Here is a 15938-nt window from a genome sequence, read left to right as displayed (position 1 = left end):
TACCCTGAGCAAGCTTTTTCACTGGTCGACAGCCTACTCTTCGAGCCTGACGGTTGGCTTGAGCCTTAGGTGCTTCGTATAGGCCATCGGCAAGCTGGTTACGACGAATCTCTCGACTGATTGTTGAGGGGCTTCGATCAAGTAGGCGAGCAATACTTCGCAGACTGAGATTGTGAAGCAGGCCAATTTGAATAGTGGCACGCTCTTCTATGTTGAGTTCTTTGTATGTCATAACAACACCTTACCCGATATTGGATTAGGTGTTGCACTCAGAATTTGCCGCTAAGCTCATAAAAGTCATCATCTTTTCCATTAAACACGTAAGGGGTTCCATGAAGAACAAATTTACGACAAAAATCATATTGTTTTTCAGTCGTATCTTGCTTTTTTAATTGTTCCATAAAACTTTCAAGATACACAACATCTCCCCCTTTTTTCTAACTATTAAACAACTATACAGATGGCGAAGCCATGGCTATACCCCCTTGTTAAACAACCGCAGAACTCTAGAGAATTGCTTTTAACGCGATATTTTCCCTGTCAACCTGTGGCTTCTCTACGAGTTCTTTTTGGCCTGTTCCGCACCCAAGTCACTCGTTTGGTTCACTATTTTTTCTAATAAAGCTCTCTTTTACCTCTTTTCTGAAGCGCTGACAACAATCACGCCTCGGGCTATACCCGATAATAAACCATACTTGGACTGTAAATCGCCTACAGCCTTTTCACTAACGATTCAGCCCACTACATTTTGATTCTCGGTTGTAAATGTTACGACAAAACATTATAGTGCGCCGACTTGTTACAGGGTAACATAAACAAAAGATAGGCAGGTGTTATGACAGTCTTTAGATTTTCCCCCGTATTGATCGGCGCTGTCGCGCTCTCTTCTAGTCTTTATACTCAGAGCAGCTTGGCATCTGAATATGCCGCCCATGAGCATGGTGTAATTCATTTAAAACTGGCACAGGAAGGTCATCAGGTGAGCGTTGAGTTGTCGGGTGCTGCCGATGGTTTTCTGGGTTTTGAGCACTCGCCTAAAACAGAGGCAGAACATGAGCAGCTTGATAAATTGATAGGGCTATTGAAGCAACCCGAGCAACTTTTTGCGTTTGCAAAAAATTGCCAGCTTGATGATAAAGTTCTCTCGATTCCATTCAAAGATGACGACCATGACGCGGATCATGCGCATGAAAAAGATCATGCCCATGAAGACGATCACGCTCATGAAAAAGATCATGCCCATGCAGAAAGCAGCCATAACGACATCGCTGCCAATTACACTTTTGACTGTAAAAGCGGGCAAGCCTCTCCTTTTAGTGTAAAAATGTTTAACCTGTTGCCACATCTGGAACATTTACGCATTGAAGCAGTCTCTGATCGTAGTGTTTTTGTGGGTGAGCGCGAAGCCAACGGCACTTTCACTTGGTAAATCCAACCGGATAACATTGGTATGATTGAACTGCAAAATGTCAGCTTCACTTGGCCCTCTCAAACAGAGCCCACGTTAAAAATAGAGTCGCTGACCATTGCTGCGGGTGAAAAAGTATTTATTCATGGCCCCAGTGGTTGCGGTAAGAGCACCTTGCTCTCGCTCTTAGCGGGGGTCATGGTGCCGCAGCAGGGTGAGATTTTGATTGATCATCAAGCCCTGCAAAGCTTAAGCGCAGGGCAGCGTGATCATTTTCGGGCAGACAATATCGGGTTGGTATTTCAGCAGTTCAACTTACTGCCCTACCTCTCTGTGTTGGATAACGTGACCCTGCCCTGCCAATTTTCTAAACAGCGCAAACTGCGGTTGCAGCACGCTGGCACCAGCCCCAAAGATGCCGCGCAGCAGTTACTGCGCCATTTAGATTTATCTGAGTCACTTTGGCAAAAGCCTATCACGCAATTAAGCATAGGCCAGCAACAGCGTGTGGCCGTTGCGCGCGCGCTGATTGGCTCACCACCTGTTATTATCGCCGATGAACCCACCTCTGCACTGGACAAGCAGAGTCGAGATCAGTTTTTGGCGCTATTAACCGCTGAAGTCGATAACAGCCAAAGTAGCCTGATTTTTGTCAGTCATGATGACGAGTTACAGAAGCACTTCTCTCGCATGATCCGCTTACCCGAGCTTAATCAAGCCGTACTTCGCCACGAGGCTTAATCAAAGGCCATTACTCTCGCTTATTCAACAGGAGCTGAAGCCTTGTTAACACTGCTTAAACTCTCTATCAGCAGTTTGCGCAACCGCCGTTTAACCGTGCTGCTGTCGGTGATCACCATTGCCTTCAGTGTGGCTTTACTTTTGGGGGTTGAGCGAGTACGTACAGAAGCGCGCACCAGTTTTAATCAAACCATTTCAGGAACCGATCTGATTGTTGGTGCGCCCAGCGGAGATGTTCAACTTTTATTGTACTCTGTTTTTCACTTGGGTAACGCCAGCAACAACATCAGTTGGAAAAGTGCGGAGCAGATCAAAGCCCGACCAGATGTGGCTTGGACGATTCCATTAGCACTGGGCGACTCTCACAAAGGGTATCGAGTAATCGGCACAGAGACGGGCTATTTCAAACACTATCAATATGGGCAGAAACAAAGCTTGGCGTTCAGCAGTGGTCAGGCTTTTAGTGGCTTATTTCAAGCGGTGATTGGGGCAGAGGTTGCTCAAAAGCTGGGTTACAAAGTCGGCGATCCAATGGTTGTTGCACACGGCATGGGTAAAACCAGCTTTAAATCTCATGATGATAACCCTTTTCAGGTAATCGGCATTTTGGCGCGAACAGGGACGCCTGTTGATCGCAGTATTTTGGTCAGCCTTGAAAGCCTAGAGGCGATTCATATTGGCTGGGGGCAACCTTCTGTGTCAGATCTGCGTGCACGCTTACAGCAGCGCCAGCAGTCTCACGCCACTTTCACTGAAGAGGCGCTACAACCTAAAGCCATTACCGCTTTATTGGTGGGCGTTAAGTCAAAAACACAGCTGTTTAAAGTGCAACGCGATTTGAACAATCAAAAAGGGGAGGCATTACAGGCGGTAATCCCTGCGGTTGCGCTGCAGCAAGTGTGGCAGCTTGTATCCGTTGCGGAGAATGCGTTATTGATTGTGGCTGCATTTGTGGTGGTCAGTGCCTTGGTTGGGTTGATGGCGGTTATTTTAACCGGACTGAATGAACGCCGCCGTGAGATGGCCATTTTACGGGCTATTGGTGCCCGCCCCCTGCAAGTGATGAGCTTATTGGTAACAGAATCCTCTGTGCTGACGCTGCTGGGTCTTGGTTTTGGCACCTTACTTTTTTATCTCATTTTGCTGGTGGCCGCGCCTTGGCTTTACGCGGAGTGGGGCATTTGGTTTGAGATAAAAACACTCACGCCAACCGAGCTCAATCTATTATTATCCGTTGCCGCCAGTGGTATTTTGGTGGGTTTGTGGCCGGGTTATCGCGCTTATAAAACATCACTGGCCGATGGTTTGGCTATTCGCCTATAACGGTGTTTTAAAAGGTTATTTCAATAGGATTTTAATGTGAGTCAACGTTTAATTTACGGCCTAAAACTCTGTTTATTGAGTGTCAGTTTGGTACTTCTGCCACTGCAAACCAGTTACGCCAACACCGCAAAGCCAGAAGGCTTTGATCAGCTACCCTTTAAAATTCAAAGCCGATGGGATGGCGCTGTACTCGATTTAGACTGGGAGGATCTGATCCCTGACGGCTACCGTGCAGATGCGATATTAGACCAATATGACCCAGAAAAAATCGCCCAGTTGACCGATGACGATCCACTGATGTTAGAGATTATGGCGAAGCTGGAGAAAGCCTATCAAACTGCCCCCGTTGTACTAACCCTGAATAGCCAACCTGTACGCTTAGGGGGTTATGTGGTGCCATTGGAGATTACCCCTGATGGCGTTACAGAGTTTTTATTGGTGCCTTTTTTTGGCGCCTGTGTGCATGTGCCGCCGCCACCGTCTAACCAAATCATTTATGTTAAAACCGAAATTCCTCTGCTTGAAAAGCAGCTAGAAGATGCAGTGTGGGTTTCAGGTCGGTTGTCTGTAACGGGTGAAAATACCGCTTTGGCTCAAGCGGGTTATACCTTATACGCTGAGCATATTGTGCCAGTTGAATAACGTTAAAAGTTAGCCTGTTCCAACCTATTAAAAAGAGCTGACCGCAATAAAAACAGCCCGTAGTGCAAAAGCACTACGGGCTGTTAGATTAGCCACTGATGTTTAAATCAGTATTTACTCGTATTCTTTAGGCAGTTTGAATGTCCAAACCGAACCACCTTGGTTCAGGTTTTTAACACGTTTGGCCACCTCACCACCCCATAGAGGTACTGCGCCGCCCCAACCTGATACAACTGACACATACTGCTCACCGTCTTGTTCCCAAGTGATTGGAGAACCTACGATGCCTGAGCCTGTATTGAACTTGTACTTGATTTCACCTGACTTAGCGTCAAATGCCATCAAATAGCCTTCTGGGTTACCCATAAACACCAAGTTACCTTTGGTGGTTAATACGCCACCCCATAGAGGTGCGTAGTTTTTGTAACGCCATTTTTCTTCACCGGTTTTCGGGTCAATCGCGCGCAGTACACCGATGTAATCATCGTGTAGCGGCTTAATGGTGAAGCCTGCACCTAAATAGGCAGCGCCTTTCTTATAAGCGGTTGGCTCATTCCAAATGTCCATCGCCCATTCGTTTGATGGCACATAGAACAGCTCGGTATCTTGGCTGTATGCCATCGGCATCCAGTTCTTACCACCTAGGAAAGAAGGAATTGCAACAACAGGCTCACCTTTTTTACCATCAGCACTCTTACGTGGATCACCTGGACGACCATTAGCGGCGTAAATTGGGCGGCCGTTTTTGTCTAAACCTTCTGCCCAAGTGATTTTATCAACAAATGGGAAACCACGGATAAAGTCACCGTTTTCACGGTTCAATACGTAGAAGAAACCGTTACGGTCAGCCGTTGCAGCCGCTTTTACTGTTTTACCGTTCTCTTTGTAGTTGAACGAAATCAGCTCGTTCACACCATCGTAATCCCAGCCATCATGTGGCGTGGTTTGGAAGTGCCAAACGATTTTACCGTTATCAGGATTAATCGCTAAACGAGAAGAAGAGAACAGGTTATCACCTGGACGTAAGTGAGAGTTCCAAGGCGCAGGGTTACCCGTACCGAAGAACAACAGGTTAGTTTCAGCGTCATAAGTACCGCCTAACCAAGTGGCCGCACCGCCTGACTTCCACAGATCACCCGGCCAAGTTTTACCCGCTTCACCACCTGAAATACCGGCTTCAACTTTTTTGCCATTTTTATAGGTATAACCCATATGGCCTTCAACTGTTGGACGTGTCCACAGCAAAGTACCATTCTTAGCATCGTAAGCTTCTACTTTACCTACCACACCAAACTCACCACCCGATACACCAGTGATGATCTTGCCGTTTACAACCAGTGGCGCAGCAGAGATTGAGTAGCCTGCTTTATAGTCTGCAACGGTTTTTTTCCAACGCACTTTACCCGTTTTCTGATCTAACGCGACTAGCTTAGCGTCCAACGTTGCAAATACAACTAGATCGTCATACAGCGCAGCACCACGGTTAATCACGTCACAGCAAGGCATAATGCCGTCTGGTAGACGTGCATCGTACTGCCACAGCTCATCACCTGTAGTCGCATCAACTGCAAACAAGCGAGAGTAAGAACCTGTCACGAACATCACACCATCTTTTACCAACGGCTGAGATTCTTGACCACGCTGCTTTTCACCACCAAAAGAGAACGACCATACTGGGCGCAAGTCTTTTACTGTATTGGCATTGACTTTGGTTAGAGGGGAGAAACGCTGACCTTGTAGACCAAGACCGTTGGTTACCACATCACCTGTTGTCAGGTGATCATTATTGATATCTGCATCGGTTACTTTTGCAGATGCAGTACCTGCGACCATCATCGCTGATACTAGAGCAGTCGCCATTAGCGACTTTTTGCCCAAACCATTTGTTAACATGACTGTCTCCTGTGTACGCCTTTCTTATTGGATTGCTTGGCATAGTTGTTTGGCATAGTCATTTGAAAGCAGGGCGGCCATAGCAACAATACAACCACTGAACAGTTTTAGTCGTACAACAGTCATTAAAAAGTGCTGTTTATTGGTACTATAGATGTACAAATTAAGCCGCTAGTAGTAGAAGAGATAGTTCGAAAAAGCAGCCTTAAAAAGTAACGAGCACACACACAAAACTAACCGAAATAGTTAATTTAGGGGTAAAAACTAGGGAAAACCCCAGTAACATCAAACAGCCTTCAGATTGTATAATGGGCCGTTAAATGGTCTAGAACTGCTGCACAAAATAGCAGCAGTTAAAGTGATCACACCTTTTTTAAGCTCCCAGTGCTGGATATTTATCCATGGAAGGTGGATCCAAATTGAATATATATGTCACACATCTATTTGAATTGGTAATTTTGATGCCGATAAAGGCTAGACTTACATTAATATTGATCTTGCTGTCCACACTGTTAGTAGCAAAAGCCTATGCCACAGAAATTCCAAGCTACAACATTGCCGATAATCAGCAACTTCAAGAACAGTTTGAGCTCGCTTACATACAAGCTCCCAGAAAAGAGATGCTGCCAGCAGATATAGCCAAGCTAAAACCTAAATACAGCATTCGTTCATCTCGATTTTATATACCGTCAGTTGATGCTGACCACTGGTTTATTGTCAGGGTTGAAAATAATAGTGATAGCTATATTGAGAGAATGCTGCGTATAGATGAGGGTTATTTTTCTGAAGCGTCGCTTTTTTTTCTACGTAATGATCAGTGGAATACTGAACTTAATGGTCTGCAAATCCCTTTAGAAGATCGTAAAGTTAAAAGCTTACACCCTAGTTTCCTTATTGAGCTAGCCCCATTTGAAACAAAAGTAATTTATTTAAAGTTAAACTCGCACTATTACAACTTAACCGCTGGAATACATATTGAACCTATGGCGCAATTCTATAAAAAAGAACAAGCCAACCTATTAATATATGCAGCCTACTTAGGAGCCGCATTAACCATACTAATTTACAATCTATTTTTATACCTATCGATTAAAGAAAAGCTTTACCTATACTATTTTTATCAGGGCATCAGTTTCTTTGTTTTTGTATTCTTATATAGCAACTTTGACTTATATTTGGGTACAAGTGAAACCATACACTACATGGCAACCACCTCTATTGCTTTAGCAATGGCTTTTTTAATTATATTTGCTAGAGAAATGTTGGATACAAGGTCAAACATGCCTAAAGTCGACATTCTTCTACTGCTATGCTCGTCGCTTTTCTTTTTAATTGCACTCTTGATCTTACTTGATGTAAGAAATCATCGCTTTCTGCTCATGCTTGTCATGCCAACAAGTGTATTGCTACTAGCCGTTGGTGTGAAAGCACTTACCCAAAAAGTCGTGCTATCAAAATTCTATCTGATCGGCTCCAGCTGGCATCTTATTGGATTGTTTACCATAACTGCGGTTAATACCGGATTTATCAGCTACAGTCCTTTTATGCGCCATGCCTACTTAGCAGGTTCGTTGATTGAGCTGACACTGTTTTCTTTTGCGCTGGCTTATAAAATTAAAGTACTGCAAGAAACTAAGTTATCCAAACAGCAACAACAGGTACATAGTGAGCACGAGAACAGCCAGCATCTAAGGCAGCTCATTGACAATCAAGCAATAGCGCTTAGTAGAGCAAACCAACATCTTGATCGGCTGTCGGCAAAAGATAATGTAACCTTTCTGAATAGCCGTCAGCACTTTGATCAACATCTCAGCACACTATGGCAGGAAGGTGATAGCATTTGTTTGTTGTTCTGCGATATCAATCATTTTACCAATTACAATCAAAGCTACGGTTATCCTGCTGGAGACCAGTGCCTTATTCAAGTTGCAGATGTTATCGAAAGCGTTGTAACTGACCTGATTCCATTCTCAGAGGCGCGTCTTTGCTCTCGCTTTGCTGGAGGAAAATTCGCGGTTATATTGCCACAGCTTTCTATTGACAAAGCTTCGTTCATTGCCAATGAAATATCTGACCGCCTTGTTGAGCTGGCGCTTCCAGACTACAGTGGCAGCGCTCATATATCCCTCTGCTTTGGGTATGCTCAAATGACGCCTTTTGCAGATAAGACACCACAAGACCTTGTTAAACAAGCCGATATTGATCTACTGCGTAATAAAGTGACCCAAAGTAACGTAGCAGAAAAAAAGAACTCCAGCGCGCCTTATCACGTTGGCTCCACTTCCATTTCCCATGGTTAACAGCGTACACTGCTAAGCATTGCTCTAACGGAGAAGGAAAGTGCTAATGAAGTTAGTGGGTTCTACTACATCGCCTTATGTTCGTCGTACTCGTTTATGGCTTGCAAATGAAAATTATGAGTTTATCAATCTAAATATATTTGATGCTGAAGAGCGTAAAGTTTTACAGAGCTATAACCCTGCCATGAAAGTTCCAATGCTTTTGGATGGCGATCAACCTATTTTTGATTCTAGGGTGATATTTCGATATCTGAATAACAAGCTACAAAGAGAAACTCTAACTTGGCATGATGAGAATTTATTGACGCTCATAGACAATGCCAATGACTCTCTCGTCACAATATTGCTATCTAAGCGCTCAGGCTTTGAACTTAACGATGACAAATTAATTATCAAACTACAACATGAGCGTATTAATAATACTTTTGCAGAATTAGAACAGGCTGCCCAGAATGGTGATTTTGACCATTGGCATTACCCTGCTATTTGTTTGTTCTCTTTATTAGATTGGACTTTATTTAGAGAACTGCATGACCTTGCAGCTTACCCTGCCCTTAACGCATTTAAGACCAGCGCAATGGATAAACCAATGGTGACGGAAACTGATCCAAGACTATGAATTCTGGCCTCGGCTTGAAGCGCTAAATCTTAATTAACGCTTCAAGCGCAGGTGCGTTGATATTAAAGTGTGCAGTTAGCGCAATTCACCACGCGCCGGATAGTCATTTTTTAATACAAAATCAACAGCGCCTAACATCTCTTTAAAGTTAGGTCGTGCAAATGGCATTGTACTCACAGATCCCCAATAGAGCGTACCATCTGGGCGAATAAGATACAGTGCAGGTTCACTAAACTCAGCAGGCTCTTCAACTCCAATTGAAGTTTTTCCTTTCCCAGCTGAACGATATAAACCCCATGCTTCAGCCTGTTCTTGGCTAAGTCCATAACCTATATTTAATTTATCAAGCGACCATTCTCCTTTCGAGAGTTCAGCACGCGCCTGATTATCACTGCTTAAAGCTAAAAGTGTAATGCCTCGCTCAGCAAAATCTGCACTCAATCGGTTCAGCTCAGTTAAATAGCTACGACAAATTGGACAGTGATAGCCACGATAAAAGACTAACAAGGTGAAGTTTTCAGGCTGTTGGCTTGACAATGACCAATGGCCTGCCAGCGTCTCAATATTCAGTTCTGGTACAGATTGACGTGGATACAACGGTTGCATACTTAGTGCTCCAATATGTAGTTAGCTCAAAAACTACTGATAGCTTAGCCAAAAATAAGTACTTACCATACACAAATATTGCATTTATCATAGCAGATCGTACAGAATGTCTTTTTCAACATACAAGGAAGCCAGCTATTGGACCGCTTATCTTCTCTATTGGCAATATTCCAACCAGAAGCAAAAAGAGTACGCTCCCTTGCACTAACAGGACGTACAGCTATTACAGTATCGGCTCAACTTAATGTCTTATATTTAGTCGACAATATCACTACGGGATCAGCGGCCGTACAAATCGAGCAATCTGTTTACCCTATCCATGAGCAAACTTTAATTTGGCTACCACAAGGCTGCTCGCATGACATTATCACGGAGCAGGCCATCACACTGACACAAATTGAAATCTCATTTGGGGATATCATTGAGAACCCGTTGCTTCAAGCCTTACCGCCAGCTGTATCCATTACACCTGACAAGGACGAGTCTGAGCTTCACACTTTTTTTCAGATGATGTTAAAAGAGGCTCAAGCACAGAGGTGTGGTCATAATGCGGTGTTAAATAGGCTTGCTGAAGTTTTACTAATCAAAGCGCTACGCCACCTTATGTCGTCTAAACAGGTTGAGACAGGTCTTCTGGGTGGACTGAGCGATCCAAAACTAGCCAAAGCTATAACCGCCATGCACCAAAACCCAGCCCAAGCTTGGACTTTAGGTTCACTTGCACAACAAGCAGGTATGTCACGGACAAGTTTCAGCCAAGGCTTTAAAGTAGTGGTCGGTTTAACGCCAATGGATTACCTCACCTATTGGCGAATGCAAATCGCACGTCAACAGCTGCAAAATGGAAGGCTTAGTATTGACGAAATAGGCTCGCAGCTAGGTTACCAAAGTGAGACGGCGTTTCGTCGCGCGTTTAGACGCACAATAGGTACGCCTCCGGGGCAATTCAAACGGAATAAACTGTTTACCGCTCAAGTCTAATCTGTAAACCGTGCATCCACATAAACCCAAGCAGTTAGCCCTGATGCAAGATTTGCAGAAATACGCTTGTAAGCAGACACCTCATATTGATCAGCATTCGCAAGTTCAGCATCCGTTATTTCAAACACCATGCCTGCAACCCGCTCTTCCATATCACCCGTGTGCTTTACAATAGGATGATGGCTTTTGCCACTAGTCGCCACAACCTCTGGATCATCAATTGCAACCATCGTTTGAGAGAAACCTAATAACTGATCATGCTGCCCTGATAGAAGCCTACCAAATGTGGAGATTTGCACCTCAGGTTGTTGCAATGTACCGTATGAAAATAGTAGAGGCATAACCAAATCCTTTAATTATTGGTAAAGACGCCCATCATAAACAAAAAGCCCCGCATATTAATAGCGAGGCTTTGGGTAATTGGTACTGTATCAACAACTAGATTAAGATTTGATATCAAGCAAGTTACCTAAAGCGGCTTGATCTGTTCTGCCTTCTGCTTGTTTGCGTGCTAGATCATTAGACTGATCATGCACCGCGTTGTAAGTTGCAGGCTGTTCAGTTGTCTCAGCCGCTCTGTTGACTTGATCTGAAGGAGCTGAACTAATTGCAACGCGATCCTGCAAAACGTTGGCACCATTAACGCCATTGCTAGAAGTGGGTTGCGAAGACCCCGCCTCTTCTTGTTTAGAGCTGCTGCTGGCATCAATTTTCTGTTGAGCCTGATTATTAGTGCCCGACAGCTGACGGTTGATTAAGGTCGCTTGCGATACACTGGACTCTAACATAAAGCACCCCCGCTAAGGCTGGTTAACATCTGCAAATAAAGAGTGAGGTCTAAAAAGCACTAAACCCATACGAATATCAGTAAGACAACTGGCATAGGCATGGGTTCAATATAGACGCTTTTTCTCATTTCTAACAGCTAACAAGCCACTTGAAATGATATTATTTTTTAGGTTTATCCTTCACAATGAAGATGCCAAAGCCGATAAAGAATGCAATTGCACCACCAACAACCAATAAACCTGCGATTACAGCATCATCTACATACATGGTTATTACTCCACCAAGAAAAATCAAATCACTGGCTACAGGCTATCAGTCAAAAGGTTTATAAACCCTGATCAAGATCAATATTATTAGCTATTCTTAATTTAAGTTTTGACACACATCAATGACTTACCTCGCCAGACAATTTGCTATGTAGCCCCCCATCTCTTCAAGCTGTTTAACACAAACCTCATGCCCCATTGGGTAGCTATTCCAAGTGCTTTTACGACCTTGATCGGCACTTTTCTCATAGGCTTTTTTACCCATTGCAAACGGTACTACATCATCATACAGGCCATGTCCGTGCCAAAAATCAACTGATAGCTTGTTTACCGCATCGCTCGGTAGGGCTTGATAGGTAGAAAGCGCCATAACCGCACTAGGTAACGAACAATTACTGTAACGTTGTGAGTTCAATGCAGCTTCTAGCACCACTGCACCACCTTGTGAGAAGCCAATCCAGATGATTTTATCTGCGGGAATTCCCAACGTAATTTGCTCATGGGTTAGTCTGTGTAGCTCTTGAGCTGAATACTGTAGATGTGCTGGTACAATCTCACGCTCAGGCAGCATTTTTAAAATGTCATACCATGCAGGCATCTCCCAGCCACCATTGATGGTGACAGGTATTGTAGGTGCCTGTGGAAATAAAAATTTAATATTGAGTGTTTCAGCCAGCCTCAGATAAGGCACCGCTGGAATAAAGTCATCAGCACCTGCACCTAAGCCATGTAGCCAAATAATGCAGGCATCAGGCTTGCTAGAACCAATAGTTAGACTTTTCAAACTGTCTTGCATCGACCAATTCTCTAACGACATGCATTTCTCTCTTATTTATTGTCACTATCAAACAACTCAATAGCCAAGATTCTAGCATTTTTGCTGTCATTCATTAGCACATTGGCACTCATAGATTTCGGCTAGTAAAGCTGAAGGGATTCAGTAGAATAATCATATTGTTAGCAAGCGCTAAATATAACGCCAGCATTAGATTTGGCGCACATTGAACAAAATGGATATTTTATGGGCAATCAAACTTGGTCTCCGTCCTCTTGGAGGGAGAAAACAGCATTACAGTTACCGACCTACCCTAATACAGATCAATTACAAGCGGTAGAGCAAAAGCTAGGAGGACTACCACCATTAGTATTTGCTGGCGAAGCCCGCCGCCTAGAAGCACAGTTAGCCGAAGTGGCGAAGGGTAAAGCTTTTCTTCTGCAAGGTGGTGACTGTGCGGAAAGTTTCGACGAATTCTCTGCCAATCATATAAAAGACACCTTTATGGTACTGCTGCAAATGGCAGTGGTGTTGACCTTCGGCGGCCAAAGCCCTGTGGTAAAAGTAGGACGTATGGCAGGGCAGTTTGCAAAACCACGCTCGGCTGATACTGAAACCATTAATGGCGTAACCTTGCCCTCTTACCGTGGCGATATTATTAATGATAATGCATTTACGGCAGAGGCTCGAACCCCAGACCCTGAACGTATGATTCAGGCATACCATCAGTCAACTTCAACCCTAAATCTATTACGGGCATTCTCCCGTGGCGGAATGGCCGACTTACATCAAGTACATCAGTGGAACTTGAACTTTGTTGAAAAAAGCCCTGTATCAGAGCGCTATCACGACTTAGCTGACCGCATCAGCGAAACTTTAGCCTTTATGAGTGCTTGCGGTATTCACCCTGATAACACGCCAAGCATTCATGAAACCCGATTTTACACCGCTCATGAAGCGCTATTATTACCTTATGAACAAGCACTCACACGTCAAGACAGTTTGACTGGTGATTGGTTTGGCTGCTCTGCACATATGCTTTGGATTGGTGATCGTACCCGCCAACTGGATGGTGCACATGTTGAATACTGCCGAGGTGTGAATAACCCAATCGGTGTCAAGGCAGGCCCAACTACAGACCCTGAAGATCTCTTACGTCTAATTGATCGCATTAATCCAGATAATAAGGCGGGACGGATGAATGTGATTGTGCGAATGGGAGCAAACAAGGTTGAGCAGTATCTACCCGCGCTAATTCGCCGAATTGAATCAGAAGGCCGCTCCGTTGTTTGGAGCAGCGATCCTATGCACGGCAATACAATTAAAGCCTCAACAGGTTACAAAACACGCCCCGTTGACTCTGTTCTGCAAGAGGTTCGTCAGTTCTTTGCCATCCATCAAGCGGAAGGCACTCATGCAGGTGGTGTACATTTAGAGATGACAGGCCGGAATGTCACAGAATGCATTGGCGGTCGATTCCAGATTACCGAAGAAGACCTCGGCAATCGCTATCATACTTTTTGTGACCCTAGGCTTAATGCAGATCAGTCTTTAGAGCTAGCCTTCTTAATTGCTGATAGCTTAAAAGCCGCCCGCAACGGTAACTGATTAGTGCAAGCTTTTCTAAATACACTTAAAGAGACTGTTATCAGTCTCTTTTTACATTTAACACACGCTAAGTGAGCCTGTATGAGCAAGCAGATCAGTTTTATAACCGATTTTATAAAACTCTCATTTTTATTACTGATAATCACCTTTGCCTTGAGGGCAAGCTTGCTGCTGTATACACCAGAAGTGGCGACAGGCCTCTCATCTTCTGAAATTACTCATGCATTGCTTTGGGGGTTACGTTTTGACTTAGCCATTGTAGGTGTTTTGAGTTTCTTTAATTTATTGACGGCCTATCTCTTTGGCTTTGGCAAAGGCCCTCGTACAATAAAATGGCTATTGCCTGCCATTACCTTGCTGGTTATGTTACAGCTGGGTGATATGGCCTACTTTAAAGATGCTGGTCGGCATATATCCTATGAATCCAAAGATTTTTTTGCGACCCCTATTAGCTTGATCTCTCAAGGCATAGGCCAACTAGGCTGGCTTGTGCTAGTGCTACCTATCACACTGCTTATTTTTAGCCGAATCCCTTTTAAGCTAGGACGTTTTAATAAGCCTTACTCTTGGGCAAAAGTGCTATTTCTTTTTCCCTCACAAATTTTTATTACGCTACTAGTTGCCGCAATAATGGCAAGAGGTGGTGTAAAAGGCTTACCACTTGACCCTGCAAGCGCCTATAACATTGGCGATGTTCGCTTAGCCCCTATTGCACTGAATGGAGCGTATAGTGCGCTTTATGGTCTACTTCGCAGTAACGATGGTATTCAGGCTAGCAGTATTGCAGCACCAGAAAATAGAGAGCAACTTGTTCGCTCTCTTTATATGCCAAAAGAGCAACCCTTAGAAAATACCAACTTAGAACAGTTTAACCTTGTTTTTGTTTTGCTTGAGAGCTGGCCAATTGTGCGGATGACAACAGAAAGTGGGGAACAAGTCACACCTGTTTTTTCTGCCTTGCAGGCGCAGTCATTATCGGCAGAAACCATGATTGCAAGTGGGCACCGCACCACCGAAGGCATCTATAGCATATTTTGTAGCGGCCAAAATCCATTAGGCAAAACAATCGCTAAAACACAGTTACAAAACATGCCTTACGGCTGTTTACCTCAGCTGCTACGCGAGCAGGGCTGGAGCAGTGCTTTTTTCCAAGGTTCTTATAAAAACACCAGTGGCACAGGCGCTTTTGCGCAAACTACAGGTTTTGAGCATAGCTACGGTAAAGAAGATATAAGCTCTGACCAAGCGCAATATGAGCAAAACAGTTGGGGGTACTACGACCAAGATCTGTATCGCTTTGTTGTTAACTCAATAGAAAGCCTACCAGAGCCATTTATTATCGGCATCAACACCAACACCACCCATGACCTTAAACTCCCTAAAGGTGTTGAAGCACGCTTTGGCTTTGAAACAGAGCAGCAAAAAGAGTTCAGTGTATTATCTTTTGCCGATAGCGCCATTGCAGGCTTTATGGCTCAAATGCAAAGTAAAACGCTAGATAAACCTATAGCTTATATTTTTGTCGCTGATCACACCGCGGGACTTATAGACTCAAGGCTTAACCATTACAGAATCCCATTTGCAATTTATGTCCCAGGCTTTATTCAGCCAAAGTTAATTCATGATGCGGTTTCGCAACGAGATTTAGCACCAACAATTGCACACTTGATTGGATTAGATGCACCTTGGTTTAGTGGGCAGAACCTAATATCCATCGCCAATAATGAAGCCTCAGCTTTTGCAGACTATTACCATGGGGGTGTTGTAGGTTGGATTGAAGGTGATTGGTTAGTAGAACAGTCTACTCAGGGGGATGGGGTACGCTGCTATAATTGGCGTCTGGACCCTAAACAAACCCAAGAGATTGCCTGCTCAGAGCCAACAGAAAATATGCGCCAACGTGCATTGGCATTTACCGCGGTTCAGCAACAGTTACTATTTGAAGGCAAAACTAAGCAGTTTATGGACTACAAACCTTAACGCCATA

The 15938-nt window shown here is 44.1% G+C and carries 17 protein-coding genes; 9 read left to right on the top strand and 8 right to left on the bottom strand.

The annotated features are described in order from the left end of the window. The coding region (locus tag B5D26_RS12655; RefSeq protein WP_143833118.1) for a helix-turn-helix domain-containing protein at positions 1–232 on the bottom strand (232 nt) is incomplete at its 3' end. Positions 233–269: 37 nt separating this feature from the next. Next, positions 270–419, bottom strand: coding sequence for a hypothetical protein (locus B5D26_RS16205; protein ID WP_159445663.1), 150 nt, complete (start codon positions 417–419; stop codon positions 270–272). 416 nt (positions 420–835) lie between these two features. Between B5D26_RS16205 and B5D26_RS12650 the strand changes: the two genes are divergently transcribed. From B5D26_RS12650 to B5D26_RS12635, 4 genes are read left to right on the top strand one after another with little or no spacing between them, the layout of a single operon-like run. Continuing rightward, positions 836–1429 carry a ZrgA family zinc uptake protein gene (locus B5D26_RS12650; protein WP_078746091.1) on the top strand — a complete coding sequence of 198 codons (594 nt, stop codon included), beginning with the start codon at positions 836–838 and terminating at the stop codon, positions 1427–1429. Positions 1430–1450: 21 nt separating this feature from the next. Beyond that, the gene (locus B5D26_RS12645; protein ID WP_078746090.1) at positions 1451–2149 is read left to right on the top strand and encodes an ABC transporter ATP-binding protein; all 699 of its coding nucleotides are present in this window, start codon (positions 1451–1453) and stop codon (positions 2147–2149) included. A gap of 42 nt (positions 2150–2191) precedes the next feature. After that, the gene (locus B5D26_RS12640) at positions 2192–3472 is read left to right on the top strand and encodes an ABC transporter permease (protein WP_078746089.1); all 1281 of its coding nucleotides are present in this window, start codon (positions 2192–2194) and stop codon (positions 3470–3472) included. A gap of 36 nt (positions 3473–3508) precedes the next feature. After that, positions 3509–4114 (top strand): DUF3299 domain-containing protein, encoded by a 606-nt coding sequence (locus B5D26_RS12635; RefSeq protein ID WP_078746088.1) that lies wholly within the window; start codon positions 3509–3511, stop codon positions 4112–4114. Positions 4115–4228: 114 nt separating this feature from the next. On the opposite strand, the gene B5D26_RS12630 is transcribed toward B5D26_RS12635, so the two are convergent. Continuing rightward, entirely contained in the window at positions 4229–6007 is a 1779-nt protein-coding gene (locus B5D26_RS12630) for a PQQ-dependent methanol/ethanol family dehydrogenase (RefSeq protein WP_078746087.1), read from the bottom strand. Positions 6008–6468: 461 nt separating this feature from the next. On the opposite strand from B5D26_RS12630, the gene B5D26_RS12625 reads away from it, so the two are divergent. Together B5D26_RS12625 and B5D26_RS12620 are read left to right on the top strand one after the other, a co-directional pair. Beyond that, positions 6469–8307, top strand: a complete 1839-nt coding sequence (locus B5D26_RS12625) for a sensor domain-containing diguanylate cyclase (RefSeq protein WP_169917403.1) — start codon at positions 6469–6471, stop codon at positions 8305–8307. Between the two features lie 46 nt (positions 8308–8353). After that, complete coding sequence (locus tag B5D26_RS12620; RefSeq protein ID WP_078746085.1) at positions 8354–8926, top strand: glutathione S-transferase family protein; 573 nt, start codon at positions 8354–8356, stop codon at positions 8924–8926. A 75-nt stretch (positions 8927–9001) separates the two neighbouring features. Here B5D26_RS12620 and B5D26_RS12615 read toward each other — a convergent pair whose 3' ends face one another. After that, entirely contained in the window at positions 9002–9532 is a 531-nt protein-coding gene (locus tag B5D26_RS12615; RefSeq protein WP_078746084.1) for a peroxiredoxin-like family protein, read from the bottom strand. Positions 9533–9670: 138 nt separating this feature from the next. Between B5D26_RS12615 and B5D26_RS12610 the strand changes: the two genes are divergently transcribed. Beyond that, complete coding sequence (locus B5D26_RS12610; protein WP_078746083.1) at positions 9671–10513, top strand: AraC family transcriptional regulator; 843 nt, start codon at positions 9671–9673, stop codon at positions 10511–10513. Here the strand turns inward: B5D26_RS12610 and B5D26_RS12605 are convergent. The 4 genes from B5D26_RS12605 to B5D26_RS12595 all read right to left on the bottom strand — a co-directional run bounded on the left by B5D26_RS12605 (position 10510) and on the right by B5D26_RS12595 (position 12385). After that, complete coding sequence (locus B5D26_RS12605) at positions 10510–10854, bottom strand: gamma-glutamylcyclotransferase family protein (protein ID WP_078746082.1); 345 nt, start codon at positions 10852–10854, stop codon at positions 10510–10512. The two genes, B5D26_RS12610 and B5D26_RS12605, sit on opposite strands and share 4 nt — an antisense overlap. Before the next feature lie 102 nt (positions 10855–10956). Next, positions 10957–11301 carry a hypothetical protein gene (locus tag B5D26_RS12600; RefSeq protein WP_078746081.1) on the bottom strand — a complete coding sequence of 115 codons (345 nt, stop codon included), beginning with the start codon at positions 11299–11301 and terminating at the stop codon, positions 10957–10959. A 160-nt stretch (positions 11302–11461) separates the two neighbouring features. Next, positions 11462–11569: a cytochrome c oxidase subunit CcoM gene (gene ccoM / locus B5D26_RS16625; protein ID WP_282956124.1), complete on the bottom strand. Its 108-nt coding sequence runs from the start codon at positions 11567–11569 to the stop codon at positions 11462–11464. A 126-nt stretch (positions 11570–11695) separates the two neighbouring features. Next, on the bottom strand, positions 11696–12385 hold the full coding sequence (locus tag B5D26_RS12595) for an alpha/beta hydrolase (RefSeq protein ID WP_078746080.1): 690 nt from the start codon (positions 12383–12385) through the stop codon (positions 11696–11698). A 204-nt stretch (positions 12386–12589) separates the two neighbouring features. Here B5D26_RS12595 and B5D26_RS12590 point away from each other — a divergent pair, with 204 nt between their 5' ends. Together B5D26_RS12590 and B5D26_RS12585 are read left to right on the top strand one after the other, a co-directional pair. Beyond that, positions 12590–13951, top strand: a complete 1362-nt coding sequence (locus B5D26_RS12590; RefSeq protein WP_078746079.1) for a class II 3-deoxy-7-phosphoheptulonate synthase — start codon at positions 12590–12592, stop codon at positions 13949–13951. A gap of 81 nt (positions 13952–14032) precedes the next feature. Next, a complete protein-coding gene (locus B5D26_RS12585) occupies positions 14033–15931 on the top strand; it encodes an LTA synthase family protein (protein WP_078746078.1) in 1899 nt (632 codons plus the stop codon). Positions 15932–15938: the final 7 nt, after the last annotated feature.

It is taken from the genome of Oceanospirillum multiglobuliferum (genome assembly GCF_900167095.1).
GTDB classification, from domain to species: Bacteria; Pseudomonadota; Gammaproteobacteria; order Pseudomonadales; family Halomonadaceae; genus Oceanospirillum; species Oceanospirillum multiglobuliferum.
Note: the sequence above shows the minus strand (reverse complement) of the source record. Positions and strands in the feature narration are given on the sequence as shown.